Source organism: Acidobacteriota bacterium (assembly GCA_016184105.1).
Classification (GTDB): domain Bacteria; phylum Acidobacteriota; class Vicinamibacteria; order Vicinamibacterales; family 2-12-FULL-66-21; genus JACPDI01.
This window is the reverse complement of record JACPDI010000022.1, coordinates 124,558-150,226: the sequence shown is the minus strand read 5'-3', so window position 1 is coordinate 150,226 and position 25,669 is coordinate 124,558. Positions and strand designations below refer to the sequence as shown.

Below are 25,669 nucleotides of genomic sequence, written 5' to 3'. Positions count from 1 at the left end.
ACCCATGGACATTCTGAACATCGCCTGGTGGCAGTGGCTCGTGCTCGGCCTGGTGCTGGTGCTGCTCGAGATGGCCGCATCCGGCGGCTTCTACGTCATTTTCTTCGGCGTGGCCGCGCTGGCCATCGGCGCGCTGCGGATGGTGGGCGCCGTCGACGCGCTGTGGATGCAGCTGCTGCTGTTCTCCGTGTTGTCGGTCGGGTCGCTCGTGCTGTTCCGCAACCCGATGATCCGCTGGTTGAAGCTGGATCAGGGAAAGCCGGACGTGGACACGCTGGCGGGGGAGATCGCGCTGCCGCTCGACGACATCGCGCCCGGCGCGGTCGGCCGTGCCGAATGCCGCGGCACGATCTGGCAGGCGCGCAACGCCGGCGATCGCACGCTGCCGCGGGGAGCGCGGTGCGTGATCGAGAGCGTCTCTGGTCTCATGTTGTTCATTCGCGAGGAGGCTCAATCGTGACCGGCAGCCTGATCGTCCTGATGGTGCTGGCGTTCTTCGTCCTGGTCGTCATCGCGAAGACTGCGGTGGTCGTGCCGCAGCAGAGCGCCTTCGTGGTCGAGCGGCTCGGCCGGTTTCACGCGACGCTGGGCGCCGGCTTCCACGTGCTCATGCCGTTCATCGACGTGATCCGCTACCGCCACAGCCTGAAAGAGCAGGCGGCGGACATTCCCGCGCAGGTCTGCATCACGCGCGACAACGTCCAGGTGGGCGTCGACGGCATCCTGTACCTGAAGGTGCTGAACCCGGAGCGCGCCTCCTACGGCATCTCGGACTATGCATTCGCCATCTCGCAGCTCGCGCAGACGACGCTGCGGAGCGAGGTGGGCAAGATTGATCTCGATCGGACGTTCGAGGAGCGCGCGAACATCAATCAGGCGGTGGTGAGCGAGCTGGACAAGGCGTCGGAGCCGTGGGGCGTCAAGGTGCTCCGGTACGAGATCAAGAACATCACGCCGCCGTCCGACATCCTGGCGGCCATGGAAAAGCAGATGCGCGCCGAGCGCGAGAAGCGCGCGACGATCCTGACGTCCGAGGCCACGCGCGACGCGGCGATCAACACCGCCGAGGGCGCAAAGCAGGAGGTCATCAAGGCGTCGGAGGCGAACAAGCAGCAGCAGATCAACGAGGCGGAAGGCCAGGCGGCCGCGATCCTCGCCGTGGCGGCGGCGACGGCCGAAGGGCTGCGCCGCGTGGCGGAGGCGCTGCGTGTGCCGGGCGGGATGGACGCGATGCAGCTGCGGATCGCCGAGCAGTACATCACGCAGTTCGGCGAGCTGGCGAAGGAGACCAACACCGTCGTGCTGCCAGCCAACGTCGCCGACCTGGGGTCGATGATCGCGATGGCGACCAACGTGGCGAAGAGGACGGCGTGATCCAAGAGGCTACGGATAGAGCCTGGTAATCGTCCAGCCGGAGCCGTCGCGTGTGTAGAGCACGCGGTCGTGCAGGCGGTCCGGGCGGCCGTACCAGAACTCAATCGCGCGCGGGACCAGGCGATAGCCTCCCCAGAACGGCGGGCGGCTGATGGCGCCGGTGCCGAAGCGCGCCTCCACCTCCCGGTACTTCGTTTCGAGCGTCTCGCGCGAGGGGAGCGGCGCGCTCTGGTCCGACGCCCACGCGCCGAGCTGGCTGCCGCGCGGCCGCGACGCGAAGTAGTCATCAGACTCGGCCCCGCTCAGCCGCTCGACCGTGCCTTCAATGCGGATCTGCTCGTCGAGCGCGATCCAGTGAAAACACAACGCCGCCTGCGGGTTCTGATCCAGCTCGCGTCCCTTGCGGCTGTGGTAATTCGTGAAAAATACGAAGCCACGCTCGTCTACGCCGCGCAACAGGACCATGCGGACCGACGGGCGCCCCGCCCGGTCGGCCGTGGCGAGCGCCGCCGGCGCGGTGTCCACCTGGTGCGCCCGCGCGCGCTCGGCTGCATCGAGGAATTCGGTGATCGGATTAGAGGATGCCATGTTGGCGCGTACGCCATCATACAATGGAGGCATGAAGCAGATCGTTCCATTCGTTCTTGCGCTCATCGTCCTGGCCGGCGCCGCGCCGGCAGACGCGCAGGGCAAAGAGGAAGACCGGTTGCGCGAGGCCGCGACCGTCTTGAAGGAAGTGCTCGACATTCCGGACGGCGTCCCGAAGAGCCTGCTCGACCGCGCCGAGTGCGTCGTCGTGTTCCCGTCGGTCAAGAAGTTCGCGCTCGGCGTCGGCGGCAGCTACGGCCGCGGGGCGATGCTCTGCCGCACGGGCGAGAACTTCGATCAGCCGTGGAGCGCCCCCTCGCTGATGGCGCTCGAAGGCGGCAGCTTCGGTCTGCAGCTCGGCGGGCAGGCGACCGATTTCGTGCTGCTCGTGATGAACGAGCGCGGCGCCTCGTCCGTGCTGGCGAGCAAGGTCAAGCTGGGCGCCGACGCGTCGGCGGCGGCAGGCCCCAAGGGCCGCGCGGCGGGGGCCGCGACCGACGCGGCCATGCGCGCGGAGATCCTCACCTACTCGAGATCGCGCGGCCTGTTCGCGGGAGTGTCGCTCGAAGGCTCGACGCTCAGGGCCGACAACGACGCGAACGAGAAGGTGTACGGAAACCGGGTTGGCGCGAAGGAAATCGTGCGGGGCGGCGTTGAGCCGGCGCCAGCCGGGCGGCCGCTGGTGGACCTGCTCAACCGGCAGTCGCCAAAGAACCTCTCGGCCGGAACCTAGCTCGCGGCGGCGTGCAGCGCGTGCTGCGGCGCGGACATCTCGACGCGTCCCTGCACGCGCCCTCCCTCGGCGATGGCCAGGCGGGCGGTGATGACGTTGCCGTCCACCTCGCCCCCAGCGCCCACGCTCAGGCGATCGGTCGCGATGATCTCCCCCTCGACGTGCCCGTGAACATCGACGGCGGCGGCCTCGACGTTCCCGACGACGTGGGACCCCGGGGCGAGCGTCAGGACATGTCCCGCCGCCTCGATGCGCCCCTCGACGTGGCCGGAGATCGTCAAATCTTCGCCGGCAATGATGTCACCCTTGACGTAGACCGAGTTCCCGAGCGCCATACTTGTGCCTCCGGACGGCGGGGGCAGGGGCAAAGAGCGTTCCCGCGAGGCGTCCGCATTTTCCCGTGTCAAACCGCGAAACCGCGTGCGAGGCGATGACGTTCCTGCAATCGAAGTGATAATAAAGGGACGCCGGGGTGGCGGAACTGGCAGACGCTGGGGACTTAAAATCCCCTGGCCGCAAGGCCGTGTGGGTTCGATCCCCACCCCCGGCAATAAGGGGGACAGTCACACTTTCCTGGGCGGCGGCTTCGGAAAGTGTGACTGTCCCACTTATTCCCCTCGCCGGGACAGCCACACGAACAGCAGCCCCGTCACGTTCAGCAGCGCGAGAAACACCAGCCACGCCCCGGTGAACGCAACCACGAAGGTCGACGCCGAGAACCCCTCGGGCAGTGACGACTCGTCGCCGCTCACCAGGTAGGTACTCCACAGGGCAATGACGAGCGGCATCGTGACGGCGGCAACGAGATTGGCCGCGATCCAGGCCACGCGTCGACGGGTCCACCGAGCCATGGCGATGCCCTTCATCATATGATGGTGGGCATCTCACCATGGGAGGACTCATGAAACGGATGTTCCTGGTGGCCGCCGCGATGGCTGCCGTCGCCTCGCTCGCTGTTTCCGCACAGGAGGCGGCCAAGGGCACGTCGTTCGGCGGGGGCGTGACGCTCACGACGAGCGCCAAGGTCGCCGACCCGCTGGCGAAGCCGGACGACTACGTGGGCAAGACCGTTCGCGTGGACGGCACCGTCCGCGCCGTCTGCCAGAGCATGGGCTGCTGGATCCAGATCGCCGACAGCGAGCAGAGCGACGGGATCCAGTTCAAGGTGGACCACGGCGGCGGCATCGTGTTCCCGAAAGACGCGAAAGGGAAGCGCGCGTCGGCCGAGGGGGCCTTCGAACGGATTGGCCCGGGCGATGCACGCGAGGCGGAACACGCGCAGGAGGCCGCCGGCGCGAAGGACGCGACCACGCCCAAGGCACCGGAGTATCGGATCAAGGCGACTGGCGCGATCGTCTACTGAGACGGTGTTGGAGAAAGGAGCCCGCGGATCACGCGGGCTCCTTGGCAGCTCTCAGCATGAGGACCGGGATGTCCAGCGCGTGGCGGACGCGGTCGGCCGTGGCGCCGTGCACGATGTCGGCGAGATAGCGGTGGCCATGCGTGGCCATGGCGACGAGATCCACCCGTTCCTCCCTGGCGACCCGTACGAGCTCGGTCGCGGGATCGCCGAACGCCAGTCGCCCGGCGGTCTTTAATCCCTCACCATTCAGTTCGACGACGAGCTTCTCCAGGTAGTCGCGGTCGTCGCGAATCTCCTCGGAGTCCCTCAGGTCGAGTTGCTCGATGTTCCGCGCCGCCCAGCCATCGGCGACGTGGACGAGCAGCAGTTCCGACCCGCACAGCCGTGCGAGCTGGCGGACGTGATGGATGATCGTCCGGTCCGCGGGTGAGTGTTCGACGGCAACGAGGATGCGCGAATACATGGCCCGGTCCTCACCTACAACGCGATGCTCTGGTACAGCAGCCACACGTTGAGCGCGGCAATGATGACACCGGTCGTCCAGGCAAGTGCCATCGTGGCGCGGCCCGGAACGAGCTCGCCCATCTTGCGGCGGTCGGACACGAAACGGATCAGGGGAAAAATCGCGAAGGGCAGCTGCATGCTGAGGATGACCTGGCTCAACACCAGCAGCTGGCCGGCGCCGCGATCCCCCGCGTAGATCACGACGAGCAGCGCCGGGACGACAGCGGCGAGCCGCGTGATGATGCGGCGGAGCCACGGCCGGATGCGCCACATCAGGAACCCCTCCATCACGATCTGGCCCGCCAGCGTGCCGGTCAGCGTCGCGTTCTGTCCCGCGAGGAGCAGCGCGACGCCGAACAGCTTGCTGGCGAGCACCGTGCCGAGCAGCGGCGTGAGCAGCTGGTAGGCCACCGAGATGTCGGCGACATCCCCGTATCCCGTGCCGTGGAACGTCGCCGCCGCCATGATGAGAATCGCGGCGTTGACCGCCAGCGCCGACATCAGCGCGATCGTCGAGTCGATGGTCGCGAAGCCGATCGCCTCGCGGCGGCTCTCGAGGGCATCCGAGTACTTCCGCGTCTGCACGATGGAGGAGTGCAGGTACAGGTTGTGCGGCATCACGGTCGCGCCGAGGATGCCGACGGCGATATAGAGCATCGCGGGGTCGCGGACGATCTCGCCGCGCGGCACGAAGCCGCTGAGGATCCCCGCCATGTCGGGGCGCGCCATCGACAGCTCGATGGCGAAGCAGCCCGCAATGGCCACCACGAGTGCGACGACGATCGCTTCGACGTAGCGGAAGCCGAGGCGCTGGACGTAGAGCACGACGAGCACGTCCAGTGCGGTCAGCGACACGCCCCAGGCGAGCGGGATCCCGAAGAGCAGCTCCAGCGCGATCGCCGCGCCCACCACTTCCGCGAGATCGGTGGCGGCAATGGCCAGCTCCGCGAGGATCCACAGGCTGACCGTGACCGGCTTCGAGTACGCGTCGCGGCACGCCTGCGCGAGGTCGCGGCCGGTGGCGATCCCCAGGCGCGCCGCGAGCGCCTGCAGCAGGATCGCCATGAAATTCGAAATCAGGATGACGCTGAGCAGGCGGTACCCGTACCGGGATCCGCCGGCCAGATCGGTTGCCCAGTTGCCCGGATCCATGTAGCCGACCGCCACGAGGTAGCCCGGGCCGGCAAACGCAAAGAGCTTGCGCCAGAACCCGGCCAGCGGAATCGCGATGGTGCCATGGACCTCCGACAGGCTGCGCGTGTCCGCGTCATAGGGCTCGGGCACCCGGCGGAGCGTGGGAAGACGTGGTCGTCGAAGCATGGGACGCCGTCATGCTACGGCCCCGGCGCGTTTCCGTCCAGTCGTGTGCGAGAATGTCGGCGGTTTCACATCAGGCGGAGGACGCCATCATGTCGATTATGCGGAAGATCCTGCTGGCGGGCTCGACGAGCCCGTGGCTCCGGAAACAGGCGACGCAGCGGGCGTTCGTCAGGCGATCGGTGTCCCGGTTCATGCCAGGCGAGCGGATGGAGGACGCGCTGGCGGCCGCCGCGACGCTGAAGCCGGAGGGGATCACCACGATCCTGACGCATCTCGGTGAGAACCTGACGGCGGCGGCCGAGGCGGAGGAGGTCACACAACACTACCTGACGCTGCTCGATCGCGTGGCAGCATCCGGCCTCGACGCGCAGATTTCGATCAAGCCCACGCAGCTCGGCCTCGATCTCGACCCCGCGTTGTGCGGGCGCAACCTGGATCGCCTGCTCGATCGCGCCGCCGGGCGCAACAACTTCATCTGGATCGACATGGAAAGCTCCCCGTACGTCGATCCCACGCTGAAGCTGTTCCGCGCCGCGCGCGCGCGATCGAGCCGGGTCGGGATCGCGCTGCAGGCGTACCTGCGGCGCACCGCGCAGGACGTCGAGGCGCTGCTGCCGCTCGGATGCGCGATCCGGCTTGTCAAGGGGGCGTACCTGGAGCCGCCGGACGTCGCGTTTCCCGACAAGCGTGACGTGGACGAGAGCTTCTACACCTTGTCCGCCCGCATGCTGGACGCCGACGCGCAGAAGCATGGCACCCTCCTGCACATCGGCACGCACGACGCGGCGCTCGTCGATCGCCTGCTGCGGTTCATCGACGAGAACCGCGTGCCGCCGCAGGCGTATGAGTTCGCGATGCTTTACGGCATCGGCCGGCCGCTCCAACAGCGGCTCGCATCCTGCGGGCGCCGGCTGCGCGTGCTCATCAGCTACGGCGAGTATTGGTTCCCCTGGTACATGCGGCGGCTCGCCGAGCGGCCCGCCAACATCGGGTTTGTCGTGAAGAACGTGCTCGGCGGGCGCGGGTGATGCCCCGCCGGTCAGGCTCAGCGGGGACCGGATCTTGCACTTCTCGCCCGCGGAGGACGCCATGCCGCCACGTGGTGTGAAGAGCGCCAAGCGCGGGCGCCAGTACGAAAAGATCAAGGCTTCAGCTCTGAAGCGCGGCCGCAGCGCGAAGACCGCGAAACGGATTGCGGCCGCCACCGTCAACAAGCAGCGGCGCCAGGCGGGCGAGACCAGAGGATCGCGTTCCCGAAAGGGCGGCGGGCCGAAACGCGAGAGCGCGTCGCGCAAGCGCCGCTGAACGGATCCATGTCCCCGAGCCAGGCCGCCTCCCGGCAGCACGCGGTCGACAGCGTCATCCAGCAGGCGCTGACGCGCGCGAGCGGCGCCGAACCGATCCCGGGCAATCGCGCGCGCCTGCTCTGCGACGCGCGCGAGAACTACCCGGCCTGGCTCGACGCGATCGGCGCCGCGCGGCACTGGATCCACTTCGAAACCTACATCATCCACGACGACGAGGTCGGACTGCAGTTCGCGGACGCGCTCGCCGCGCGCGCCCGCGACGGGGTGCGCGTGCGCGTGCTCTACGACTGGTGGGGCACGTTCAAGCCGCGCCCGCGCCGCTTCGTTCGCGTCCTGCGCCACGCGGGGGTTGACGTCCGCTGCTTCAATCCGCCGCGGTTCGACAGCCCGCTCGCGTGGGCGAGCCGCGATCATCGCAAGGTGATCGGCGTCGACGGGCACGTCGCGTTCGTCACCGGACTGTGCATCGGCAGCGCCTGGGTCGGCAACGAGAGCAGGAAGATCGACCCGTGGCGGGACACCGGGATTGAGCTCGCGGGCCCGGCGGTTGCCGAGGTGGAGCAGGCGTTTGCGTCCATGTGGGCCGAGGCCGGAGCGCCGCTCCCCGAGGAGGAGCGCCCCACGCTCGAGTCGATCCCCTCTGCCGGCGACCTCCCGGTTCGGGTCATCGCGACCGTGCCGTCCAGCGCGGCGCTCTATCGCCTCGATCAGATCGTCACCGCCGCGGCCCGCGAGCGCCTGTGGATCACCGACGCCTACTTCGTCGCCACCACCCCGTACGTGCAGGCCCTGCGCGCGGCGGCCGCCGACGGCGTGGACGTCCGGATTCTCGTCCCCGGCTCCAGCGACGTTCCTGGCCTGCGCGCGCTGTCGATCTCAGCGTACCGACCGCTCCTCGAGTCGGGCGTGCGCGTCTTCGAGTGGAACGGTTCGATGCTTCACGCCAAGACGGCCGTGGCCGACGGTCGCTGGGCGCGCGTCGGCTCGACCAATCTCAACCCGTTCAGCTGGCTCGGCAACTGGGAGCTCGACGTCGCCATAGACGATGACGCGTTCGCGGCGGCGATGGAGCAGCAGTACGAGTCCGATCTCGAGAAGGCCACCGAAGTGGTGCTCACGCCGCGGCAGCGCGTCAAACCGCTGCATCCCGCGCCGTTTCCAGGCAGGCGCCGCGTGCGCTGGCGCCGCCGCGGCAGCGCGGGACGCGCCACGGCGGGCGCGATCGGCATCGGCAGCGCGGTCGGCGCCGCGATCCGGAACCGGCGCGGCTTTGGGCCGTCCGAGGCACGGCTGCTCGGGCCGATGGCGCTCGTGCTGCTGTTGCTGGCCGTCGCCGCGGTGAAATGGCCGCGCGCGATCGCGTGGCCCTTCGCGCTGATCGTCGGCTGGTGGGGGTTGTCGCTGCTGATCCGCTCCCTGCGGCTGTACCTCGAAGGGCGCGAGCGGCGAAAGAACCACCGGGAGCCAGGCCGCTAGAGTCTTCCCCGCGGAAGGCGCGAAACGCGCAGAGGCCTCGTGCTCTTCGCACAGGTGCCGGATTTCCGGCAGCCGCCGCCGAGGTTGGCCCGCAAACCATTGAAATTACGCCCATCTGCGCGCGGCGCGACGTTCGCAGGCGCTGTCCGCAGCGCTATGCCCCTCACCTACCCTGTCGAGTTCGAGTCAGATGTCGTTCTGCGCGACGGCTCCACGCTGCGGCTGCGCCCGGTACGACCGGAGGATGAACCGCCGCTCCTGGAATTCTTCCGGGGCCTGTCGCCCGAGAGCCTGTACTTCCGCTTCATGGCGGTGCCCCGCATTGACGTCCACAGGGTGAAGGCGCTGGCGACGGTCGATTACGAGAACGAGTTCGCGATTGTCGGCGAATCGCACCGCGGCATCGTGGCGCTGGCGGGGTTCTACCGGTTGCCGTCCACGCCCGATCGTGCCGAGGTGGCGTTCGCGATCGCCGACAGGCTCCAGGGGCGGGGCGTCGGGACGCGGATGCTGGAGCGGCTCGCCGACATTGCGGCGACGCGCGGCGTCCGCACCTTCAACGCGTACGTGCTCGGCGAAAACCGCAGGATGATGGAAGTGTTCCTCGAGTGCGGATTCGCCGTGCAGCGCCACGTGGACGGCGGCGTGTATCACGTCGTCCTCTCGCTCGAACGGACGGCGGAGTACGAGGAGCGCGCGGCCGAGCGATCGCAGCACGCGGCGGTCGCGTCGATGAAGGCCTTCTTCGAGCCGCGCGGCGTCGCCGTGGTCGGCGCCAACCGCGCGCGCGGCAAGATCGGCGCCGAGGTGCTGCACAACCTGAAGAGTACGGGCTTCACCGGGGGAATCTACCCGGTCAACCCGTACGCCTCGGAGATCGAGGGGCTGCGCAGCTACCCGAGCGTGGCGAGCATCCCGGGGCCGGTGGACCTGGCGGTGATCTGCGTGCCGGCGGCCGACGTGCTCGATGCGGCCGACGACTGCATCGACAAGGGGGTGCGCGGCGTCCTGGTCATCAGCTCCGGGTTCGGCGAGGCGGGGGCGGAAGGGAAGGAGCGCGAGCGGAAGCTGCTCGAGAAGATCCGCACCGCGGGCATCCGCCTGATCGGGCCGAACTGCATGGGGATCCTGAACACCGATCCGGCGCTGAACCTGAACGCCACTTTTTCGCAGGTGTTCCCGCCCGCGGGGCGCGTGGCGATGTCCACGCAGAGCGGCGCGCTTGGCGTGGCCATTCTCGATTCGGCGCGGCGCCTGAACATCGGGATCTCGAGCTTCGCGTCGATCGGCAACAAGACGGACGTATCGGGCAACGACCTGCTGCAGTACTGGGACGACGATCCCCGGACGGACGTGATCCTGCTGTACCTCGAGAGCTTCGGGAACCCGAAGAAGTTCAGCCAGATCGCGCGGCGCATCTCGCGGCGCAAGCCGATCGTGGCGGTGAAATCCGGCCGGTCGCGTGCGGGGATTCGCGCGGCCTCGTCGCATACCGGCGCGCTCGCGACGAGCGACGCGGTGGTGGACGCCCTGTGCCGCCAGGCGGGCGTCATCCGCACCAACACGCTGGACGAGATGTTCGACGTGGCCGCGCTGCTCGCGAACCAGCCGCTGCCGCGCGGCCGGCGCGTGGCCATTCTCTCGAACGCGGGCGGCCCCGGCATCCTCGCGGCGGACGCGTGCGAGGCGAACGGGCTCGAGCTGCCCGCGCTCTCCGAGAAGACCAAGTCCGCGCTGCGTCACTTCCTCCCGGAGGCGGCGAGCGTGGGGAACCCCGTGGACATGCTGGCGTCGGCGCCGGCCGAGCACTTCCGGCGGGCGCTCGACATCCTGCTGGCCGACGAGCGCGTCGACGCGATCATGACGATCTTCATCCCGCCGCTCGTGACGGAAGCCGAAGCAGTGGCGCGGGCGATTGTGGGCGCCGCGAAGGGCGCGAGCAAGCCGATTGTCGCGACGTTCATGCAGATCGATGGCGCGCCGACCGTGCTCACGCCGGTGCCGTGCTACCCGTTCCCGGAGTCGGCCGCGATCGCGCTGTCGCGCGTGGCGGGCTTCGCGGAGTGGCGCGCGCGTGAAGAGGGCGTGGCGCCGGCGCTGCCGGGCATCAACCGCGACGCGGTGCGGGCCATCATGCTGCGCGCGCTCGCGCGCGGCGGCGGCTGGCTCACACCGCCCGAAGTCTCGTCCATGCTCGGGGCCGTCGGGCTCGCCGCGGCGGCAAGCCGCCTCGTCACCGACAAGGACGCAGCGGTCCAGGCGGCCAAGGAGATCGGCTTCCCGCTCGTGATGAAGGCGATCAGCCCGGACATCGTCCACAAGAGCGACGCCGGCGCGGTCAGGCTCGGCATCGCGACGCCGCAGGAGGCGTGGCGCACGTACGAATCGTTCGAGGAACACTTCGGCGTCGATCTGTCCGGCGTGCTCGTGCAGGAGATGGTCACCGGCGGCGTCGAGATGTTCATCGGGGCGCTGCACGACGCGTCGTTCGGGCCCGTGCTGGCGTGCGGCAGCGGGGGGATCCTCGTGGACCTGCTGCGGGACTCGGTGTTCCGCCTCCACCCGCTGACCGACTGCGACGCCGCCGAGATGCTGCAGGAGGTGCGCGGCGCGAAGTTGCTGCGCGGCTATCGCGGCTCGGCGCCGGTGGACGAGCCCGCGCTGCGGGAGGCCCTGCTGCGCGTGTCCGCGCTGGTCGAGCTGTGCCCCGAGATCCAGGAACTCGACATCAACCCGATCAAAGTGCTCGAGTGCGGTGGCAAGATCCTCGACGCGAGAATCCGCGTCGAGAAGCGGGCCGGCCAGCTGTCGAGGCGGGTGGTGTACTGAATAAGTGGGACAGTCACACTTTTCCGCTGATTCGCGGCGGAAAAGTGTGACTGTCCCACTTATTCACTGTCTCTGAGCCGGCAGCGTCACCGTCACTTCCGTCCCGCCCCCGGCCGCCGCCGCGACCGCGATCGTCCCGCGGTGCAGCTCCACCACGCGCTTCGCGGTCGGCAGTCCAAGGCCGGTGCCGCGGTGCTTCGTCGTGAAGAACGGCTCGAAGATCCGCTCGCGCACCTCGGCCGGAATGCCCGGACCGTGGTCGCGCACTTTCACGTCGCACCATCCATCGCGCGGCTCCAGCACGACGTCGATGCGCCCTGACCCTCCGGACGCCTGCGCCGCGTTCAGCAGCAGGTTCGTGAAGACCGTCTGCAGCTGCTCGGCGTCGGCTTCGACGACCGGGTCGTTGCCGTGCACGGCGACCTCGACGCGCGCGAAATTCGGGTCCTTCTTGAGCAGCTCGAGCGTGCTCATGATGAGCGTGCCGAGCGGCACCTTGTCGGCGCGCGGCGTGCGCGGGCGCGCGAACAGCAGCAGATCCTGGACGATGTTGTTGAGCGAGTCGAGGCGCGTGAGGATGTCGCCGATGACCGACCGATCGCGCGTGTCGGCCGGCAGCCGCGTGCCGATGATCTGGAGCGCGCCGCGGATGCCCGCGAGCGGGTTCTTCACCTCGTGCGCGACGACGGCCGCCATCTCGCCGAGCCGCGCGAGGGCCGCCTGCTCGCGCAGCCGTTCCTCCTGCCGCTTGCGGTCGGTGATGTCCGACCGGATGGCCATGTACTGGTACGGCTTCCCGCGCTCGTCGAGGAACGGGACGATCGTCGTGTCAACCCAGTAGGTCGTGTCGTCCTTCGCGCGGTTCTTGATCTCGCCGCGCCAGACCTGGCCGCGCGCGATCGTCCGCCACAGGTCCCGGATGTACTCCTTGGAGTGATACCCGGAGTTGATGATCCGGTGATCCTGCCCGATCAGCTCCTCGCGCCGGTACTTCGAGATCTCACAGAACTTGTCGTTCGCGTACGTGATCTTCCCGTGCACGTCGGTCGTGGCGACAATCGCCGCCTGGTCGATCGCGTACTTGATGTCCTGGAGGTCCTTGATCGTCTTGCGCAGGGCGGACTCGGCCGTGCGGGTCGGGGTCATGTCCTCCCCAGACCCGATCGATCCGATGACGGCGCCCGACGCGTCGCGGATGATCGCGCGGTGCCAGTGGATCATCCGCTCGCCGCCGCCGCGCGTCAGCACGGTGTAATCCGCCGTCTCGAGCGAGGCGTCCCCCTCGACGAAGTGCAGGTGGCCGGCACGCACCGCGTCGCGCACCCGTTCGGGGACGAACAGGTCGAACCAGTCCCGGCCGAGCACGTCGCGCTCGGAGACCTGCAGCAGCTCGCGCGCCTTGCGGTTCAGCAGCAGCACGCGCTGCCGGCGATCGAGCACCACGAGCATCACCCCGGCGACGTCGAGATACAGCTGGGCATGGCGCGTGCGCTCGGCGAGCGCTTCCTGCGCCACGCGCCGCTGCACGACGAGGACGGCGGTCACCCAGAGCGAGATCACCACGAGCATGCGGTTGATGAACGCGATCCGGTACTCTCCCTGCGGCGAGAGCGGGATGTCGATCCACGTCAGGGCCGTCGCCAGGGCCGCGACCAGGAGCGAGTAGTACGCCTGCGGCGTCCACATGCCGATGAGGATCGCGACAACGTAGAGGATCGCAACAGCGATCCCCCCGGGCTGGGTGATATCGAGCAGGAAGATGACCGCCGCGGTCGCAAAGCCGACGAGCGGCCACACCGACCGCGGGAGTGTCATGGCGTGCAGGTCCTCGTGGCGCGGAACTTGTAGGGAGAGGGTCGGACCAAGCTTCCGCTCATGGTAGTAGTTTCATTTCCGCACCGCAACGACGCCGGAATCGCGGCCGAAAACGCGACCCCGCAGCCACCCGCGCCCGTCGCGGCGGAAGGCGGAAAATTCACCGAAAGGCGCGAAAAAACCCCCACACGCCGGGTTCTCGTCGTCGATGACGAGCTGCTGATCCGGTGGTCGCTCAACGAGGGGCTCGCCAGGGCCGGTTTCGAGGTGGTCGAAGCCGAGGATGCCCGCGGCGCGCTCCAGCGCTTCACGCCGGACGCGCCGGCGGTCCACGCCGTCCTGCTCGACCTGCGCCTGCCCGACAGCGCGGACCTCGGGCTGCTGCGGCAAATCCGGCAGCTCGCGCCCGCCACGCCGGTCATCATGATGACCGCCTACGGCTCGCCGGAAACCACCGAGGACGCCCTCCGCCTCGGCGCCTTCCACGTCGTCAGCAAGCCGTTCGACCTCCACCACATCGTGACGCTGGTCGAAGACGCGGTGGGCGAAGCCTAACCAGACACCAGTCACCCCCTCGTGCCTGCAGCCTCGGGCCTTGTGCCTATAATTGTGGCTATGCCGCAGGCCACCGTGCTCGTGGTCGATGACGAATCGCTCGTTCGCTGGTCGCTGTCCGAGCGCCTGTCGCAGGACGGGCACCGCGTCGTGGACGCGCCGACTGGCCGCGAGGCGCTGCAGCGCGCCGCGGAAGGCGTGGACCTGGTCCTGCTCGACTACAAGCTCCCCGACTCGGACGGGCTGTCGATCCTCACGCGGCTCAAGGAGCGCGACCGCGACCTTCCCGTGATCCTGCTCACCGCCCACCAGGGCGTCGAGCTCGCCGTCGAGGCGATGAAGGCGGGCGCGTACCACTATGCGAACAAGCCGTTCAACCTCGACGAAGTCTCGATGCTCGTCGACAAGGCGCTCGAGACGACGCGGCTGCGCCGCGAGGTGCGCGCGCTCCGGGCCAGCGAATCGGCGCCGTACTCGATCGACCGTATCGTCGGCACCTCGCCGAACGCAACCCAGTTGAAGGCGCTGATCGGCAAGGTGGCGTCGAGCCGCGCCTCGACGGTGCTGTTGACCGGTGAGAGCGGCACGGGGAAGGACCTGGCCGCGAAGGTCATCCACTACAACAGCGAGCGCGCCGCGCGCCCCTTCATGAACATCACGTGTTCGGCGCTGCCCGAAACGCTGCTCGAATCCGAGCTGTTCGGGCACGAGCGCGGCGCCTTGACCGACGCGCGGCAGCAGAAGATCGGGCTGCTGGAGTCGGCGGACGGGGGGACGGTCTTTCTCGATGAGATCGGCGAGATGGTCCCCGCGCTGCAGGCCAAGCTGTTGCGGTTTCTCGAGGAGCGCGCCTTCAAGCGCGTCGGCGGCGCCGCGGACATCCGCGTGGACGCCCGCGTCATCGCGGCCACCAACCGCGAGCTCGAGGAGGCGGTCAAGGAAGGGAAGTTTCGCGAGGATCTGTACTACCGGTTGAACGTGATGCGGATCGAGCTGCCGCCGCTGCGCGAGCGGCGCGCCGACATTCCCGTGCTCACGAAGTACTTCGTGGACAGCTTCAACACGGAGTTCCGCAAGGGCGTGAAGGGGCTGACGCCGGCGGCCGAGCAGCTGCTCGCCCGGTACACGTGGCCGGGCAACATCCGCGAGCTGAAGAACGCCGTCGAGCGCGCGATGCTCCTGGTGGAGGCGGACCGCCTGGATGAATCCGACTTTCCGCTCCTGTCGAGCAAGCGCCAGGTGGTGGCGGGCTTCGAGCTGCCTGCCGATGGCGTGGATCTCGAAACGCTGGAACGGGATCTGGTGAGGCAGGCGCTCCGGCGGACGGGCGGAAACCAGACGAAGGCGGCCGCGCTCCTCGGCTTGAACCGCGACCAGATCCGCTACCGGATCGAGAAGTTCGGGCTGGAGAAGGGCGCGTAATTCCCCGGCCCGCTGCGGAAAATTCCCCGCTCCGTGGACTGCCCCCATTGCAAAACGCGCGACCAGCGCGTTTTACTCAGAAAATCGACGAAAAGTTCACTGGCACAGGCGTTGCTGCCGGAAAGTCGGCAGGAATCATAAATTACTGAGGGGCGACTGATGGTTTCTCGCGAGCGCGTGGAAACGGTGCTGCAGCGGATTCGGCCGCTGCTCCAGGCAGATGGGGGCGACATCGAGCTGGTAGGGGTAGACGGCAACAACGCGCGGGTGCGGCTCACGGGAATGTGTGCCGGGTGTCCCAGCGCCCATATGACGCTGTATCTGGGCGTCGAGATGGCGCTGCGAGACGAGATCCGCGAGTTCGAGCAGCTCGAAGTCGTGTAGGAGGAGGGACGACCTTTGCGGAACAGCAGCTTCTCACCTGATTCGGTCGTCGTCGGGCACAGCCCGCGGATGCGTGGCGTGTTCGATTTCGTCCGGGTCATCGCCGACAGCCAGAGCAACGTCCTCATAACCGGCGAGAGCGGGACTGGCAAGGAAGTCATTGCCAACCTCATTCATCACTCCAGCCCTCGCCGGCACCAACCCTTCGTCGCCGTGAGCTGCGCCCTCTTCTCGGAGAACCTGATCGAGACCGAGCTGTTCGGCCACGAGCGCGGCGCCTTCACCGGCGCGATCAAGGACAAGCCGGGACGGTTCGAGCTGGCGCAGGGGGGCACGATCTTCCTCGACGACATCGATGACGTGCCGCTCGCCATGCAGGTGAAGCTGCTGCGGGTCATCCAGAACCGGGTCATCGAGCGGGTGGGCGGCACGCGCGCGACGCCGGTCAACGTCCGCGTCATCACCGGCAGCAAGAAGGACCTGAAGCAGCTCGTCTCGGAGGGCAAGTTCCGGGAGGACCTCTACTACCGGTTGAACGTGCTGCCGATCAACCTGCCGCCGCTGCGCGAGCGGCGCGAGGACATCCCGGCGCTCATCGACCATTTCTTCAAGCGGTTCTTCCGCCAGCGGGGCGAGGCGGCGCCGGACATCTCGCCGATGGTGAAGAACATCTTCACGCGGTACGACTGGCCGGGGAACGTCCGCGAGCTCGAGAACGCGTGCGAGCGCATGGCGCAGACCTGCACGTGCGGGACGATTCGGGTCGGCTGCATGGGTGCGCAGGTGCTCTTCCAGGTGGGGCCCGACGCGCTGCAGGAAGCGCCGTTGAACGACGCCGACGGCCTGCCGGCGGGCATCTCGCTCGACGACCGCCTCCGCGAGGTGGAGACGAGCCTGATCAACTGGGCGCTGAAGGTGAGCAAGAGCAACAAGTCGCGCGCCGCGGAGCTGCTGAACATCAAGCGATCGACGCTCGGCGACCGGATCGCGCGCTGCGGGCTGCAGGTGAGCGACGAAGCGCCGGCGGCAGAAGCGGCGTCGGATTCGCCGCTCGCCGCGGCGATGTAGGTGAATCGAAAGGTTCGAGGGGTTCGAGGGGGTTCGAAGGGTTCGAGAGGTTCGATGGTTCGATGCGTTCCAGCGAGCCGGGAGCCGGAACCCGTCGAACTTCTCGAACCCCTCGCTTCGAACCCCTTCGAACCCCTCGACCCCTTCGACCCCCTCGAACCCCCTAGAATCGGTACCTAAACCCCGCGAAGCCCACGTGCGCGTCGTAGCTGGGCGCCAGGTACGTGCCCAGGGTGAACAGCCGGTTGCCCCACTGATGGGACCGCGAGCTGTCCCGAAGGAACGTGCCGCTCCCGACTGCTTCCACCCACGGCGCGCTCGATCCCTGCTGCCAGTCCTCGAGCGTGTAGGTCTCGTAGCTGTAGCCGGCGATCAGCACGATTGACCGGATCGGAATCTCGAAGCGCAGGTTCAGGACCTGGAGATCTTCGCGAATCACCGGCGGCGTCGAGAACGCAAACTCGTGGTTCGGCGCGAGCGGCGCGCCGTCGAAGCTGGTGAGCCCGAAGCCCCCGTAGGTGATGTCGACCTCGGCGAGCGAAGCCGTGTAGTCGGCGATCAGCACCAGGCGTTCAGGAACGATCTGAAGCGTTGCGCCCAGGCCGCCGCTCCAGGTCCGATCGTCGAAGTCGGCGGTCCACTGGCTGCTCGCCCGTGTCCACGGCCCGAGCACCGAGTTGGCAATGGCGCTCGGATTCGCCTTGTTGTTCTCATTGAACTCGATCGACCGCTCCAGGCTGGTGCCCTCGTCGAAGTTCAGGAACGCGTTCAGCATGACGCGCGCGCCCGGCTGCGCGAAGAGGTCCACGCCGTATCGCAGCCGCCTGTCTTCGAGCAGCCCGAGCTGATCGCCGGGCGTGGTGGCATTGCGGTCGGCGAGCGTGGTGCCCGCCAGCGGCTGCGTCGGTACGACGTCCGATGCGAAGTCGTCGTTGCGATAGCGTACGAACGCGGAGACGGCGTACAGATCGCCCGGCGTCAGGTTGAGCGTCAGGTCGAACTGCTGCCGCTCCCGGTCGGAGACGTCGTAGCGGCGCGTATCGGGATGGTTGTCGAACGTCAGCAGCGGGTTGTTGTTGTCATTCGCCTCCGACGGCGCGTACCAGTAGCCTTCGTGTGTGACCGTGCCGTTGTAGGTGCCGCCGTCCCTGGTGCCGTATACGTAGCGCCCCTGCACGGAGACGCCGCGCGCCGGCCGCATCCGCCACGTCGCGCGCAGCATGTCCTCGGTCGTGTCAGCCTCGCGGAAATCGCGGCCGATCGACTCCCGCTCGTATCCCAGCGTGAACGTGCTGCGCGCCGGCAGCCGCCACGTCGTCTCCGCCCCGGCGTTCTGCCGGTCCCACGCGTAGGGCAGGCTCACGCGCTTGTTCACGTACGACACCGTGCCGGTGAGGCTCGTGGTGTCCGACGTGACGTACTGCCATCGGTCGGACGGAGTCTCGTTGTCGAGATCGGTGCGCCGGAAGAACGCACGGACGTTCAGCCGGGGCGCCGGCGCGATCACGTAGTCGGCGGCGAGGTGCGTGGTCTTGATGAGCGCCTCCGCCGTGCTCCGCGGCAACGCCGGATTGGCAATGGCGTTGAACGTGGCGTACGGCAGCAGGGTTTCGTCCTGTTCGAGACGCCCGTACGACACGGTCGCGGTCAGGCGGCTGTCGCGCGGCATGTCGATGCCGGCGCTGGCCGTGGCGTTGTGATAGCGGTTGTCCGGCGGCAGGGGCCGGGCGCCGTACGTCCCCACGCGGCGATCCCAGACGTCGAACTCGGCGCCGGCTGGCGCCGTGGTGAAGGCGTTCTGCCAGCGCAGCGTGTCGATCTGGTTCGCAAAGTCGGAGAACAGATACTCGGCCCGCAGCTGATAGCGGCCGCCGTCGTGCTCGGCGGAGAGTGTGATGTCGTTCGTGCGGTAGTCCACCGGTTCGGTCAACTGGATGTTGAGGGTCCGCGGGGGACGGTCGCCGATTGGTCCGTACGCGGCCTTCAGGCCGGTCTTCTCGCGGCGGTCGTAGACCACCGCGAGGCTGATCGCGTCGGACTCGCTCCAGCCAAGCGCGAAATGCCCGGTGTTGGTCTGCGTCGCGAGCGGCGTCGCCGCGAGAAACGTGGACTGGTAGGCGGCGACGAGCGCATCGCTCGCGAGCACGCCGTTCGCGTCAGCCGCGCCGGTCGCGAGCTTCTTGAACGCGATCGGAACCGTCGCCGGCAGCTCGAAGAGCCCGGGGCCGCGGCGGATGTACGGCGTCACCGCCTTGTTGCTGAAGTTGTGCGGCGTCTCGTTCCAGTCCGCCTGGAAGCTCCACGCGCCCGGACGGCCGCCGCGCGCGAGAATCGTCTGGTCGTCCCGCGTGAGATTGAACGCGCTCAGGTTGAAGAACCAGCCGGTCGCCGCGTTGCTGCCGCTGATGGAGGCGTTCGGGAGGAAGAAGTCGTCGCGCAGGTCGCGATACTCCCCGAGCTTGCTCGAGTTGGACGAGTTGTCGAACTGCTGGACGCCGGTGGTCACGCTGCCCCCAACGCGCGGCGAGGCCGGGGCGGCCACGCTCGGCGCTGGCGGCGGCGGTGTCTGGGCGAATGCGGGGGCGGCGCAGAGGACCGCCAGGGTCACGATGATCCGTCTCATGGCGATCCTCCTTATCGAGTCAGCTTCGCGCCGGACGGATGGTTCGATCCGTGCACGCTCAGGTGGCAGTTCGAGCAGCCGTTGCCGTACGGGTTGCTCACGCGGTTGTACCGCGGCAGGTTGATGTGCCCGCCGTAGTTGTGGCAGCTGAGGCACAGGAACGGGTCCTTGGCCGTCAGGAGGTTGCGCTGGTTGGAGCCGTGCGGCGTGTGGCACGTCGCGCAGCTTTCACGCGCCGGCGCGTGCTCCCATACGAACGGACCGCGCTTCTCGGCGTGGCACGTGACGCACGTCTCGTTGACCGTCGGTTTGATCAGCAGGCGCGGCGTCCCCCCGTGCGCGTTGTGGCACGCCGCGCAGTCCATGCGCCCCTCGCGCACCGGGTGGTGAGACATCTTGTTCGTCTCGGCCCGGACCTCGCCGTGGCACTGGTAGCAGGTCTCGGTCACCGTCGCTTTCACGAGGAGCGCCCGCTCGCTCTTCTTCGCCATCACGGCGTGGCACGACGAGCAGCTCACGTCGTTCGAGTGGTGCGCGCCCGCCTTCCAGCCGAAGCGTGACTTGCCCTGGTGGCACTGCAGGCAGATGGCGGACCCCGCCTTCGAGGATCGGTCGATCCGCAGTTCCGCCGTCGGGTTCTCCACGTGCGCGCTCCGCGGCCCATGGCAGCTTTCGCACTCGCCGCTGGTCTCGGGGGGCGTCGTCCCGAACGCGAGCGCGTGCGTCGTGTGCGCGTAGGGCGCCATGGCGTCCTCGTGGCACGTCCGGCACGTTTCCGGGTTGTTGACGAACGTCGCGCCGGCAAACGCGGGGTTGAGCGCAGCCCAATCGACCGGCTTTGCGGGCGTCTTGGCCGATACGACGCTCCAGCCGATGGCCAGAGCAAGCGTACCGGTGGCTCCTGCGAGCCAGGTCCAGCGATGTCGCAGCATTGTTTGAATGACTCCTGATAGAAATGACGTCAGGTCCAAGTCTAGGAACTGGCGGCTGGAGTGGACCTGAAGAGTTCCTGAATTCGCGTTCAGGATCGGTTCTGCGCGGCGCGGGACGCGTCGGGAGGGGGCAGGGACAGGACGATCCGCGCGCCTCCGGCCGGATTCCCGTCGATCGCAATGCGCCCCTTGTTCGCGGTGAGCGCCCAGTGGACGATGGCCAGGCCGAGGCCGGCACCCCCTTCGGCGCGGCCACGTCCCTCGCCGATCCGGTAGAACCGCTGCAGCACGCGCTCCCGCTGGTCCGGCGGGATCCCGGCGCCCTCGTCGTCGACGATCAGCTCCTGCCCCTCTGCCGTCGTGCGGGACCAGATCGTGACGCGTCCGCGCGGGCGCGTGAACTTGATCGCGTTGTCGACGACGTTCAGGATCGCCTGCCGGGCCATGACCGGGTCGCAGACCACGACGAGCGGCCCCGCGAGCCGAACGTCGATGGTCACGTCGCGCTCCTCGGCCAGCACCGCGACCTGGCCAACCACGTCGTCGGTAATGGCCTGAAGGTCCACCGTCTCCAGGGCGGGCCTGGCGCCGCCGCTCTCCCACCGCGAGAGCATGAGCAGCGTCTCGACGACTCGCGAGAGGCGCTCCACTTCCTCGAGCATGCTTCCGATGATCTCGCGGTATGCGGCCTCGTCGTGGGCCTCGCGCAGCGCCACCTCGCCCACGCTGCGGATCGCGGTCAGCGGCGTGCGCAGCTCGTGGGAGGCATCGGCCGTGAAGCGTTTCAGCCTCTCGAAAGACGACTCGAGCCGCGCGAAGGTGTCATTGAACACCGTGGCGAGCCGGCCCAGCTCGTCGTCGGCGTTCTCGACCGGCAGTCGCTCGGCGAGGTGCTCGGCGCTGATGGAGCGCGCACGCTCGGCCATCCGTCCGAGGGGCGCGAGCGCGCGTCCGGCGATGAGATGGCCGGCAAAGGCCGCCGCCAGCACGCCGAGCGGTGCGCCGATGGAAAAGAGGAGGATGAGATCGCTCAGGTCCTGCCGCAGCCCGTCTTCGCTCCGCGCGACGCGAACCCACAAGCGGTGGTCGCCGAAGTCGCGCTCAACGGTCAGCGTGCGGACGTGGGCTCCGGCCGGGGTCTTCAGCGTGCGAAAACCCTGCGAGCCGGGCGGCGGCGGCGCGATCGCGGCACGGATCGCGGCACTCCTGGGCACGCCGCGGAGAAACAGCGGCTCCCCGCCCGAGTTGTACACTTCGACCCACCGCTGGGGACCCGCGTCGTACCCCGGGTCGGTGTCCATGGTCGACCGCCAGCCGACGACCGAGTCGAACCGCACGAGCATCTGCGCGGCGACCTCGAGATCCTCGGACAGATGGTGGTCGAGCGCGGCGCGCATCGAGCGCCATTCGAGGGCGAGGATGCCGGCGAGGAACGGCACCAGGATCGCCATGATCGACCCGGCGAACCACGCCGTCAGGCGCGTGCGCAGCCGCCACACGGTCACGTCTCTTCCTCCTTGACCAGGAATCCCACGCCCCGGACCGTGTGGATCAGGCGCGCGGAGAATCCCAGGTCGACCTTCTTCCGCAGCCTGGTGATGTGCACGTCGATCACGTTGTCGAGCGGCGTCGCGCGCGCGACCTCCTTCCACACGTCGCGCGCCAGCATCTCCCGGGACACGACCTGTCCCTGGTGACGCAGGAGGTACTCGAGCAACTGGAACTCGCGAGCGGTCAGCTCGATCGCCTGGCCGCCGCGATCGACCGTGCGCGTCGCGGCATCGAGCTCGAGGTCCGCGAGCCGCAGCCGATGGGTTTCGTCGGGCCGGCCGCGCCGCAGCAGGGCTCTCAGGCGTGCGACGAGCTCCGCGAAGGCGAACGGCTTGACCAGATAATCGTCGGCCCCCGCGTCCAGGCCGACCACGCGGTCATCGACGCTGTCCCGGGCGGTCAGCACCAGGACGGGGATCGCCAACCCGCGCCCGCGGAGCCCCGAGAGAACCTCGAGCCCGCTCCGTCCCGGCAGGCCCAGGTCGAGGACCAACGCGTCGAACGGCTCGGTTGTCACGCGGAAGTAGCCGTCTTCGCCGCTGCGAGACACCACCGCATCGTAGCCCTCGGCCGCCAGCCCCGCCTTGACCGCCGCCGCAACCTTCGCGTCGTCCTCGACAATCAGCACTCGCATGGATGGCTGTCAGCCCAAGGGTAACTCCGATTGCGCCGGTGACGAACCTGAAGAATTCCTGAAGAGTGGCGTCAGGAAGATCCGCGAAGTCCGTTATAGGCTTGTGATCGACGTGACCATCACGACTCGCGCGGCCGCCTGCCTGGTCCTCCTCCTGGCCTCTGCCGGCTGCCGCGACGATGCCCCGCCGCTCCTCGTCCTTGCGACCACCACGAGCGTGGGGCATAGCGGCCTGCTTGACACCCTGGTGCCCGCCTTTCGCGTTCGGACGGGGATCACCCTTCGCGCTCACCTGGTCGGCAGCGGACAAGCCCTGAGGATGCTCGAGCGCGGCGACGTGGCGGTGGTCATCAGCCATGCCCCGAAGCGCGAAGCGGAATTCCTCGCGCGCAACGCCGGCTGGTCCTACCGCAAGATCATGTTCAATGACTTCGTTCTCACCGGTCCACCCGCCGATCCCGCCGGGGTCGGCGGCGCCCGGACGGCGAGAGAAGCGATGGCGCGAATCGCGCGGCTCGACGCCACGTTTGTTTCACGCGGCGACAGCTCGGGAACGCACGAGCGGGAGGAAGACCTGTGGCGCGCGGCGGCAGCGCGCCCCACGGGAAGCCGCCTGATCGTGGCAGGGCAGGGCATGGCCGGCACGCTGCGCGTGGCGTCGCAGATCGGCGCCTACACTCTCTGCGATCGGGCCACCGTGGTGCAGCTGGCCCCCGCAGTGTCCGTGCAGATCCTCTTCGGCGGCGATCCGGCGCTGATCAATACGTACGCGGTCATTCTCCCGCGCAACGCCTCGCCGGCGGCGCGACGCTTTGCCGAGTGGTTGTGCCGCGGCCCCGGCCGTGATGTGATTGCCGGATATCGAGTCAGGGACGCGGCGGCCTTTACCGCGTGGCCGTCGGACCGCGAGGGTAGCCGGCCGTTCGACCTGCCGCGGTGATGGGCGCCCGCGACCGAGGAGGCAGCGTGCTTCAAGTTCTGCTCCGTGTGGTGGTGGTCCTGCTCGCCCTCGTCGGGGCTCTCGCGGTGACCGCGGCGGCCTGGTTTGCCGCGGGCGGGATCAGCGCGCGCGCGACGCCGGGCCGTGCGGAAACGGTTGTCGCCCGCCGCTTGCGCGCCGCGGCCATCCCTCGCGCCGCCCGCGATCTGCGCGCACCGGTGGCGCAGACCCGCGAATCCCTCCGGAGCGGCCTGGAGCACTTTGCCGATCACTGCGCGGTGTGCCACGCGAACGACGGCAGCGGCGACGCGGAAATGGGCAAGGGCCTGTATCCGCCGGCGCCGGACATGCGTAAGGGGGCGACGCAGGATCTCACCGACGGCGAGCTCTTCTACATCATCGAAAACGGCGTGCGCTTCACAGGCATGCCGGCGTGGGCGACGGGTACTTCTGAGGGTGAAACGGCGAGCTGGCACCTCGTCCAGTTCATCCGGCACCTGCCGAAACTCACCGACGCCGAGCTGGAGGAGATGAAAGGCTTGAACCCGAAGAGCGCGGACCAATGGCGCGAGGAAGAAGAGACGCGCCGGTTCCTGTCGGAGGAAGACAACGCCCCTGCGCCCCCGCGGCCGCGTCATAGGCATGGAGAGCATCAATGAGACGGATTGTTCTGGCGCTCGCGCTGCTTGCCTGCGTTGGCACGCCCGCCATCGCACACGAGGGACACGATCACAGAATCATGGGGACCGTGTCGGTGATTCACGAGAATGGATTCGAGGTCAAAGCCGCCAGGGACGGCAAGGTCTCGATGGTGGTGGTGAACGAAAAGACGAAGATCCTGCGCGAAAAGACGACCGCCACGCGATCGGAGATCAAGGTTGGCGACCGCGTCGTCGTGACGGCGATGACTGAGAAAGATGCCGCGGGTAAGGAAACCCTGGTCGCCAGGGAAGTGCGACTGGCCAATCGGCCGAAGCGCTGACGCGTTCGATGTATCCAGAGCTCGTGCGCTTCGGCGACTTCGTCGTGACCAGCTTCGGCGTGATGGTGGCGCTGGGAGCGCTGATTGGGCTCTGGATCTTCTCCAGGGAATTGGGCCGCTCGAACCTTGCACCAGGGGCCGTGGATGCCGCGATCTCGGGTGTCGTTGGAGGGCTTGCGGGAGCAAAGCTCCTGTGGTTCGCCGAACATTTTGGCGAGGAGCCGTGGCGCGGCCTGCTGTTGTCCCGCGGAGGGCTCAGCTGGTACGGCGGGCTCGCCGGCGGGCTCGCCGCAGGACTGATCACGATCGTCGCGAAACGCCTGCCCGTCATTCCGGTTCTGGCGGCGGCGACGCCGGCATTGGCCATCGGCCATGCGATAGGAAGGATTGGTTGTTTCCTGGTCGGCGACGATTACGGCCGTCCGTCCGGCGTGCCGTGGGCCGTCGCGTTCCCGGAAGGGCTGCCGCCGACCGATGTTCCCGTCCATCCCACGCAGCTTTACGAATGCCTTGCGTTGCTGCCGCTCGCCTGGGCTCTCGGACGGTTGCGCCGCAACGGCGTCCCCGATCGCGCCGTGCTGGGCGCTTATCTCATCGGCGCCGGTGCCATCCGGTTTGCCATCGAATGGATCAGGGTGAATCCTCCGGTGGCGCTGGGCATGAGTGTCGCCCACTGGGCATCCCTCGCGGCCATTGGAGCGGGGCTGGTGCAACTCTGCCGCAATTTTCCACGCCCCCGGCGCGCGGCGGGAGGATACTGACAGGAGCATACTGAACAGAACGTTTTTCTCACGGAGGTCACGTCACATGCGCATGCTGAAAGGATCCCTGCTGATGGCCGCATTGGTGTGCATTGCGGGTGCTCCAGTGGCGCACGCGGCACGTCTCGCCCAGGCCGCGCAGCACCAGCATCCAGCCGAGCCGCCGCAACCGCAAACGTCGGGCATGCAGGGCAAGATGACGACCGACTGCCAGGCCATGATGGCCGCGCGCCAGAAGATGATGGCGCACATGAAGGAAATGGACGCCGGGCTCGACACGCTCGCCCAGACGATGAACAGCGCGACGGGTCAGGCGAAGGTGGATGCCACCGCCGCTGTGGTCAATGAGCTCGTGACGCAGCGCAAAGCCATGCGCGACGGCATGGAGAAGATGCAGGGCGGCATGATGCAGCACATGATGGAGCACATGCAGGCGGGTGCGCAGGGCATGATGCAGTGCCCCATGGTGAAGAACATGGGCGGCATGAAGCACTGAGCAGGCTTCCGG

The 25,669-nt window shown here is 68.2% G+C and carries 27 protein-coding genes and 1 tRNA gene; 18 read left to right on the top strand and 10 right to left on the bottom strand.

What is annotated here, in order from left to right; genetic code table 11:
• The first annotated feature begins 4 nt into the window (after nucleotides 1-4).
• Nucleotides 5-460 (top strand): NfeD family protein, encoded by a 456-nt coding sequence (locus HYU53_08785; GenBank protein ID MBI2221290.1) that lies wholly within the window; start codon nucleotides 5-7, stop codon nucleotides 458-460.
• A gap of 20 nt (nucleotides 461-480) precedes the next feature.
• Nucleotides 481-1,374 carry a paraslipin gene (locus HYU53_08780; protein ID MBI2221289.1) on the top strand — a complete coding sequence of 298 codons (894 nt, stop codon included), beginning with the start codon at nucleotides 481-483 and terminating at the stop codon, nucleotides 1,372-1,374.
• Between the two features lie 9 nt (nucleotides 1,375-1,383).
• On the opposite strand, the gene pdxH is transcribed toward HYU53_08780, so the two are convergent.
• The gene (gene pdxH, locus HYU53_08775) at nucleotides 1,384-1,995 is read right to left on the bottom strand and encodes a pyridoxamine 5'-phosphate oxidase (GenBank protein ID MBI2221288.1); all 612 of its coding nucleotides are present in this window, start codon (nucleotides 1,993-1,995) and stop codon (nucleotides 1,384-1,386) included.
• On the opposite strand from pdxH, the gene HYU53_08770 reads away from it, so the two are divergent.
• Nucleotides 1,994-2,695, top strand: a complete 702-nt coding sequence (locus HYU53_08770) for a lipid-binding SYLF domain-containing protein (protein ID MBI2221287.1) — start codon at nucleotides 1,994-1,996, stop codon at nucleotides 2,693-2,695. The two genes, pdxH and HYU53_08770, sit on opposite strands and share 2 nt — an antisense overlap.
• On the opposite strand, the gene HYU53_08765 is transcribed toward HYU53_08770, so the two are convergent.
• On the bottom strand, nucleotides 2,692-3,030 hold the full coding sequence (locus HYU53_08765) for a polymer-forming cytoskeletal protein (GenBank protein MBI2221286.1): 339 nt from the start codon (nucleotides 3,028-3,030) through the stop codon (nucleotides 2,692-2,694). The two genes, HYU53_08770 and HYU53_08765, sit on opposite strands and share 4 nt — an antisense overlap.
• A gap of 131 nt (nucleotides 3,031-3,161) precedes the next feature.
• On the opposite strand from HYU53_08765, the gene HYU53_08760 reads away from it, so the two are divergent.
• Nucleotides 3,162-3,245: transfer RNA gene (locus HYU53_08760), tRNA-Leu, on the top strand.
• 58 nt (nucleotides 3,246-3,303) lie between these two features.
• Here the strand turns inward: HYU53_08760 and HYU53_08755 are convergent.
• A complete protein-coding gene (locus tag HYU53_08755) occupies nucleotides 3,304-3,546 on the bottom strand; it encodes a hypothetical protein (protein ID MBI2221285.1) in 243 nt (80 codons plus the stop codon).
• Nucleotides 3,547-3,596: 50 nt separating this feature from the next.
• Between HYU53_08755 and HYU53_08750 the strand changes: the two genes are divergently transcribed.
• Nucleotides 3,597-4,058, top strand: a complete 462-nt coding sequence (locus HYU53_08750) for a DUF4920 domain-containing protein (protein ID MBI2221284.1) — start codon at nucleotides 3,597-3,599, stop codon at nucleotides 4,056-4,058.
• Nucleotides 4,059-4,086: 28 nt separating this feature from the next.
• On the opposite strand, the gene HYU53_08745 is transcribed toward HYU53_08750, so the two are convergent.
• A complete protein-coding gene (locus HYU53_08745; protein MBI2221283.1) occupies nucleotides 4,087-4,521 on the bottom strand; it encodes a universal stress protein in 435 nt (144 codons plus the stop codon).
• Between the two features lie 14 nt (nucleotides 4,522-4,535).
• Nucleotides 4,536-5,882: an Nramp family divalent metal transporter gene (locus HYU53_08740; protein MBI2221282.1), complete on the bottom strand. Its 1,347-nt coding sequence runs from the start codon at nucleotides 5,880-5,882 to the stop codon at nucleotides 4,536-4,538.
• An 89-nt stretch (nucleotides 5,883-5,971) separates the two neighbouring features.
• Between HYU53_08740 and HYU53_08735 the strand changes: the two genes are divergently transcribed.
• The 4 genes from HYU53_08735 to HYU53_08720 all read left to right on the top strand — a co-directional run bounded on the left by HYU53_08735 (nucleotide 5,972) and on the right by HYU53_08720 (nucleotide 11,494).
• Nucleotides 5,972-6,910: a proline dehydrogenase family protein gene (locus HYU53_08735; protein ID MBI2221281.1), complete on the top strand. Its 939-nt coding sequence runs from the start codon at nucleotides 5,972-5,974 to the stop codon at nucleotides 6,908-6,910.
• 61 nt (nucleotides 6,911-6,971) lie between these two features.
• On the top strand, nucleotides 6,972-7,187 hold the full coding sequence (locus HYU53_08730; protein ID MBI2221280.1) for a hypothetical protein: 216 nt from the start codon (nucleotides 6,972-6,974) through the stop codon (nucleotides 7,185-7,187).
• Nucleotides 7,188-7,195: 8 nt separating this feature from the next.
• A complete protein-coding gene (locus tag HYU53_08725) occupies nucleotides 7,196-8,665 on the top strand; it encodes a cardiolipin synthase B (GenBank protein MBI2221279.1) in 1,470 nt (489 codons plus the stop codon).
• 156 nt (nucleotides 8,666-8,821) lie between these two features.
• The gene (locus tag HYU53_08720) at nucleotides 8,822-11,494 is read left to right on the top strand and encodes a GNAT family N-acetyltransferase (protein ID MBI2221278.1); all 2,673 of its coding nucleotides are present in this window, start codon (nucleotides 8,822-8,824) and stop codon (nucleotides 11,492-11,494) included.
• Between the two features lie 63 nt (nucleotides 11,495-11,557).
• Here HYU53_08720 and HYU53_08715 read toward each other — a convergent pair whose 3' ends face one another.
• On the bottom strand, nucleotides 11,558-13,309 hold the full coding sequence (locus HYU53_08715) for a PAS domain S-box protein (GenBank protein ID MBI2221277.1): 1,752 nt from the start codon (nucleotides 13,307-13,309) through the stop codon (nucleotides 11,558-11,560).
• A gap of 60 nt (nucleotides 13,310-13,369) precedes the next feature.
• Here HYU53_08715 and HYU53_08710 point away from each other — a divergent pair, with 60 nt between their 5' ends.
• The 4 genes from HYU53_08710 to HYU53_08695 all read left to right on the top strand — a co-directional run bounded on the left by HYU53_08710 (nucleotide 13,370) and on the right by HYU53_08695 (nucleotide 16,738).
• A complete protein-coding gene (locus HYU53_08710; GenBank protein MBI2221276.1) occupies nucleotides 13,370-13,864 on the top strand; it encodes a response regulator in 495 nt (164 codons plus the stop codon).
• A 60-nt stretch (nucleotides 13,865-13,924) separates the two neighbouring features.
• Nucleotides 13,925-15,286, top strand: a complete 1,362-nt coding sequence (locus HYU53_08705; GenBank protein ID MBI2221275.1) for a sigma-54-dependent Fis family transcriptional regulator — start codon at nucleotides 13,925-13,927, stop codon at nucleotides 15,284-15,286.
• Nucleotides 15,287-15,445: 159 nt separating this feature from the next.
• Nucleotides 15,446-15,670 (top strand): NifU family protein, encoded by a 225-nt coding sequence (locus HYU53_08700; GenBank protein ID MBI2221274.1) that lies wholly within the window; start codon nucleotides 15,446-15,448, stop codon nucleotides 15,668-15,670.
• A gap of 15 nt (nucleotides 15,671-15,685) precedes the next feature.
• Nucleotides 15,686-16,738: a sigma-54-dependent Fis family transcriptional regulator gene (locus tag HYU53_08695; GenBank protein MBI2221273.1), complete on the top strand. Its 1,053-nt coding sequence runs from the start codon at nucleotides 15,686-15,688 to the stop codon at nucleotides 16,736-16,738.
• Between the two features lie 163 nt (nucleotides 16,739-16,901).
• Here the strand turns inward: HYU53_08695 and HYU53_08690 are convergent, their stop codons facing one another.
• From HYU53_08690 to HYU53_08675, 4 genes are all read right to left on the bottom strand, one after another.
• Nucleotides 16,902-19,361, bottom strand: a complete 2,460-nt coding sequence (locus tag HYU53_08690; GenBank protein MBI2221272.1) for an MtrB/PioB family outer membrane beta-barrel protein — start codon at nucleotides 19,359-19,361, stop codon at nucleotides 16,902-16,904.
• A gap of 11 nt (nucleotides 19,362-19,372) precedes the next feature.
• Entirely contained in the window at nucleotides 19,373-20,293 is a 921-nt protein-coding gene (locus tag HYU53_08685) for a DmsE family decaheme c-type cytochrome (protein MBI2221271.1), read from the bottom strand.
• Between the two features lie 89 nt (nucleotides 20,294-20,382).
• Nucleotides 20,383-21,798, bottom strand: a complete 1,416-nt coding sequence (locus tag HYU53_08680; GenBank protein ID MBI2221270.1) for a HAMP domain-containing protein — start codon at nucleotides 21,796-21,798, stop codon at nucleotides 20,383-20,385.
• Nucleotides 21,795-22,478, bottom strand: a complete 684-nt coding sequence (locus HYU53_08675) for a response regulator transcription factor (protein MBI2221269.1) — start codon at nucleotides 22,476-22,478, stop codon at nucleotides 21,795-21,797. Before HYU53_08675 ends, HYU53_08680 begins: the two co-directional genes overlap by 4 nt.
• Nucleotides 22,479-22,590: 112 nt before the next feature.
• On the opposite strand from HYU53_08675, the gene HYU53_08670 reads away from it, so the two are divergent.
• Genes HYU53_08670 through HYU53_08650 form a run of 5 tightly spaced genes read left to right on the top strand, consistent with a single transcriptional unit; the run spans nucleotide 22,591 to nucleotide 25,657 of the window.
• Nucleotides 22,591-23,418 carry a substrate-binding domain-containing protein gene (locus HYU53_08670; GenBank protein MBI2221268.1) on the top strand — a complete coding sequence of 276 codons (828 nt, stop codon included), beginning with the start codon at nucleotides 22,591-22,593 and terminating at the stop codon, nucleotides 23,416-23,418.
• A gap of 26 nt (nucleotides 23,419-23,444) precedes the next feature.
• Entirely contained in the window at nucleotides 23,445-24,077 is a 633-nt protein-coding gene (locus tag HYU53_08665) for a cytochrome c (protein MBI2221267.1), read from the top strand.
• A complete protein-coding gene (locus HYU53_08660; GenBank protein MBI2221266.1) occupies nucleotides 24,074-24,400 on the top strand; it encodes a hypothetical protein in 327 nt (108 codons plus the stop codon). Before HYU53_08665 ends, HYU53_08660 begins: the two co-directional genes overlap by 4 nt.
• Before the next feature lie 23 nt (nucleotides 24,401-24,423).
• Nucleotides 24,424-25,161 (top strand): prolipoprotein diacylglyceryl transferase, encoded by a 738-nt coding sequence (locus tag HYU53_08655; GenBank protein MBI2221265.1) that lies wholly within the window; start codon nucleotides 24,424-24,426, stop codon nucleotides 25,159-25,161.
• A gap of 46 nt (nucleotides 25,162-25,207) precedes the next feature.
• Nucleotides 25,208-25,657: a hypothetical protein gene (locus HYU53_08650; protein ID MBI2221264.1), complete on the top strand. Its 450-nt coding sequence runs from the start codon at nucleotides 25,208-25,210 to the stop codon at nucleotides 25,655-25,657.
• The last annotated feature ends 12 nt before the right edge of the window (nucleotides 25,658-25,669 follow it).

Bases quoted from the DNA above. Each gene is read 5' to 3' on its own strand.
- HYU53_08785 (MBI2221290.1), top strand. From the start codon at position 5: ATGGACATTCTGAACATCGCCTGGTGGCAGTGGCTCGTGCTCGGCCTG.
- HYU53_08780 (MBI2221289.1), top strand. From the start codon at position 481: ATGGTGCTGGCGTTCTTCGTCCTGGTCGTCATCGCGAAGACTGCGGTG.
- HYU53_08770 (MBI2221287.1), top strand. From the start codon at position 1,994: ATGAAGCAGATCGTTCCATTCGTTCTTGCGCTCATCGTCCTGGCCGGC.
- pdxH (MBI2221288.1), bottom strand. From the start codon at position 1,995: ATGCCTCCATTGTATGATGGCGTACGCGCCAACATGGCATCCTCTAAT.
- HYU53_08765 (MBI2221286.1), bottom strand. From the start codon at position 3,030: ATGGCGCTCGGGAACTCGGTCTACGTCAAGGGTGACATCATTGCCGGC.
- HYU53_08755 (MBI2221285.1), bottom strand. From the start codon at position 3,546: ATGGCTCGGTGGACCCGTCGACGCGTGGCCTGGATCGCGGCCAATCTC.
- HYU53_08750 (MBI2221284.1), top strand. From the start codon at position 3,597: ATGAAACGGATGTTCCTGGTGGCCGCCGCGATGGCTGCCGTCGCCTCG.
- HYU53_08745 (MBI2221283.1), bottom strand. From the start codon at position 4,521: ATGTATTCGCGCATCCTCGTTGCCGTCGAACACTCACCCGCGGACCGG.
- HYU53_08740 (MBI2221282.1), bottom strand. From the start codon at position 5,882: ATGCTTCGACGACCACGTCTTCCCACGCTCCGCCGGGTGCCCGAGCCC.
- HYU53_08735 (MBI2221281.1), top strand. From the start codon at position 5,972: ATGTCGATTATGCGGAAGATCCTGCTGGCGGGCTCGACGAGCCCGTGG.
- HYU53_08730 (MBI2221280.1), top strand. From the start codon at position 6,972: ATGCCGCCACGTGGTGTGAAGAGCGCCAAGCGCGGGCGCCAGTACGAA.
- HYU53_08725 (MBI2221279.1), top strand. From the start codon at position 7,196: ATGTCCCCGAGCCAGGCCGCCTCCCGGCAGCACGCGGTCGACAGCGTC.
- HYU53_08720 (MBI2221278.1), top strand. From the start codon at position 8,822: ATGCCCCTCACCTACCCTGTCGAGTTCGAGTCAGATGTCGTTCTGCGC.
- HYU53_08715 (MBI2221277.1), bottom strand. From the start codon at position 13,309: ATGACACTCCCGCGGTCGGTGTGGCCGCTCGTCGGCTTTGCGACCGCG.
- HYU53_08710 (MBI2221276.1), top strand. From the start codon at position 13,370: ATGGTAGTAGTTTCATTTCCGCACCGCAACGACGCCGGAATCGCGGCC.
- HYU53_08705 (MBI2221275.1), top strand. From the start codon at position 13,925: ATGCCGCAGGCCACCGTGCTCGTGGTCGATGACGAATCGCTCGTTCGC.
- HYU53_08700 (MBI2221274.1), top strand. From the start codon at position 15,446: ATGGTTTCTCGCGAGCGCGTGGAAACGGTGCTGCAGCGGATTCGGCCG.
- HYU53_08690 (MBI2221272.1), bottom strand. From the start codon at position 19,361: ATGAGACGGATCATCGTGACCCTGGCGGTCCTCTGCGCCGCCCCCGCA.
- HYU53_08685 (MBI2221271.1), bottom strand. From the start codon at position 20,293: ATGCTGCGACATCGCTGGACCTGGCTCGCAGGAGCCACCGGTACGCTT.
- HYU53_08675 (MBI2221269.1), bottom strand. From the start codon at position 22,478: ATGCGAGTGCTGATTGTCGAGGACGACGCGAAGGTTGCGGCGGCGGTC.
- HYU53_08660 (MBI2221266.1), top strand. From the start codon at position 24,074: ATGAGACGGATTGTTCTGGCGCTCGCGCTGCTTGCCTGCGTTGGCACG.
- HYU53_08650 (MBI2221264.1), top strand. From the start codon at position 25,208: ATGCGCATGCTGAAAGGATCCCTGCTGATGGCCGCATTGGTGTGCATT.